We start from the raw sequence: 2416 nt of genomic DNA on the forward strand, positions 1-2416 counted from the left end.
AAATATAGGTAATATAATATTAAGTTTTGCAACAATATTTAATAAATTATTATCATAATTCCATGTAAATATTATTAAAAATATATTCATTATGAGGAAAATATATATTCCCTTATTTTTGAATTTCCGTATATTAAGTATACTTTCAGGCCTATATGGAAAAAATAGATGCATTATAGCAAAGTATGGAGACAAAAAGGCAATCATAATCCATTCAAGTGTTATTAAAAGTCGTACAGCACCCTGTCCTGCAAATAAATGAAGACCAACAACTACCCCAACACCAAACCATAGAAGTCCTATCCCAGAGGGTGCAATACCTTCATAAAAAGATTTACTGCTTAATTTATATCCAGTTATAATGCAACAAAGTGATATAATGATATTAATTAGCTTATTTATCTGATTATCTAGGCTTGGGGCTGATTTAATTATTTCTAAATGAATAGTATTGCCATTTCGATCAACAGTTATAGGTATTGGTTCATTTATGTTAGGCTCAAATCTGGAGAAGTTCCAATCATTAACGACATCCTCCCAATTTTTATTATATATAGATATCAGCCTATCGTTTATCTTTAAATCTACATTTTTTTCAATAAGACTTTTTTCAATAAACATAATTTTATTATTACTTGGATTTACAAAAAATCCTACACCACTTTTCTCAAAAAATTCTATATTAACGGCTAGAATAATAATAGATAATACAATACCTAAAATTATTTTTTTAATAAATCTATATGACATATTTATACCTTTATATTGAAAGTTTTTTTAAATATTTCTCTAATAACTATTTTGATTTGCTCAGGAAAATCCTTCATATTCAACTCAACATGGTCATAGTATATTGAATATACATAATTATACATACTTAGCGTTTCAATCTCGGATTCTCTTACTATATCAACAAATGATGTACTTTTATTCATATCAACCTCATAGTCATTAATGTCATCACCATACTGAATTAAAGTACCATATATTTCGCCTATAACAACTAAACCTTCATATATTGACTTATCGTCAAATAGTGCAAGACCTGTACTACCAAAGGCCAAAGCATATGTTGCACCAGTTTTAGACTGAGCTATTTTCTGGTATTTTATAGCTATATCTTTATCTATTGTATGATTTTTTGAACAGACATCACAATACTGGCCGCTAGACATTCTTATCATCATATCAGACCAGAATCTCCTTATTTTTATATATCTATTTATTGGCATATCGTATATTATTAATTCATCAAGTATTGACTCTGCAATAAGGTAATGACTAAATAAAATATTGTATTGTGTTGAAAGATTTACATCAGAAGGAAATGGGGTTGATATAGGTTGATTATCTTGAATATCATCCAATCGTATAATCATTCCATACATCATATGCCATGCATTAGTGATTATATCTATATGTTCCTTATAAGAATCATAGTATCCAAGAGATGATGCAATTTCATAAATAACATTAAGTGTTGTACGTTTAATAAAACGCAAAGAATCGGACATATAGATATCATACAAATTCTTTTTTAAATTTGAATCTATAGATATTGAATCTAAACGTTGTAACATATAATTATTGTTCATATCTAAAATATGAGGTAGTTCTACTTATTATCAAATAAGTAGAACTACCTCAACTAAAATCTAATCTTCGTGAAAGATGATTCCTTGATCTGGATTACCAAGAGATGCAAGAAAAAGGGCTATAATCAATTTGCCTTGAGGGGACGTTGCAATTCGCATAATATCATTCAGTTGAGGAATCGCAGTTAGTTTATCTTTGAGCGATAATGTTTCATCCATTCCAGAATCAGGGTGTGATTGATCATACGCATCCATATAGCCTCCAATGATTCAAGCCAACACTAGATTATTCTAGTCTAGAAGGGCTTTCTATAGTTGTCGATATGTGAAAACACACAGCTAGTTTTGCCCATACATTGTGCGATACCAAATAACCAACTGGGATCTCTCAACACAATTTAGCTTTTTGCGAAGATTTGTAATGTAGTTTTGAACAGTTCTTCCATCAATGTTAAGCTCATTTGCAATATCTATTGTACCCAAGCCCTGTGAAAGATGTTCTAAGATATGTATTTCTCTTGGAGCAAGTTGGAATTGTTGTCTCACCATACTTGTCGTATCAAGAAATTCTTGAACCATTGGCGAGTAGTAGGTGCTACCTCTATGGACGGTTTCAATGGCAAACCGCATATGTTCCAGCATCTCTTCTTTAATAACATATCCAGCCACACCAATGGCAAAAAAATCAGGTGCGAGTTTTAGATTAGAAGAAAATATAATAATTCGACAGTAGGAATATTGCCGAATTATGCCTTGGACGAACGATAATGCAGGACTTCCCATTCCACTGATATCAAGTACTAAAACAAGTGGTGTTGTAG

3 protein-coding genes and 1 pseudogene are annotated in these 2416 nt (G+C 30.7%); all 4 read right to left on the minus strand.

Annotated features, from left to right (window positions below; genetic code table 11):
• Nucleotides 1–750 (minus strand): annotated as a pseudogene (locus C5S61_RS01775) (sensor histidine kinase); the annotation flags it as partial.
• 2 nt (nucleotides 751–752) lie between these two features.
• On the minus strand, nucleotides 753–1580 hold the full coding sequence (locus tag C5S61_RS01780) for a polyprenyl synthetase family protein (RefSeq protein ID WP_240614395.1): 828 nt from the start codon (nucleotides 1578–1580) through the stop codon (nucleotides 753–755).
• 75 nt (nucleotides 1581–1655) lie between these two features.
• Nucleotides 1656–1850, minus strand: coding sequence for a hypothetical protein (locus tag C5S61_RS01785; RefSeq protein ID WP_110513411.1), 195 nt, complete (start codon nucleotides 1848–1850; stop codon nucleotides 1656–1658).
• An 84-nt stretch (nucleotides 1851–1934) separates the two neighbouring features.
• Nucleotides 1935–2416: response regulator transcription factor (locus tag C5S61_RS01790; RefSeq protein WP_110513412.1), on the minus strand; the 482-nt coding region annotated here is incomplete at its 5' end.

The sequence above is a fragment of the Herpetosiphon llansteffanensis genome (assembly GCF_003205875.1).
Taxonomy (GTDB): Bacteria; Chloroflexota; Chloroflexia; order Chloroflexales; family Herpetosiphonaceae; genus Herpetosiphon; species Herpetosiphon llansteffanensis.

What these genes read in the sequence shown, in the direction of transcription:
- C5S61_RS01780 (WP_240614395.1), bottom strand. Translation starts at nt 1,580, where the DNA reads ATGTTACAACGTTTAGATTCAATATCTATAGATTCAAATTTAAAAAAG.
- C5S61_RS01785 (WP_110513411.1), bottom strand. Translation starts at nt 1,850, where the DNA reads ATGGATGCGTATGATCAATCACACCCTGATTCTGGAATGGATGAAACA.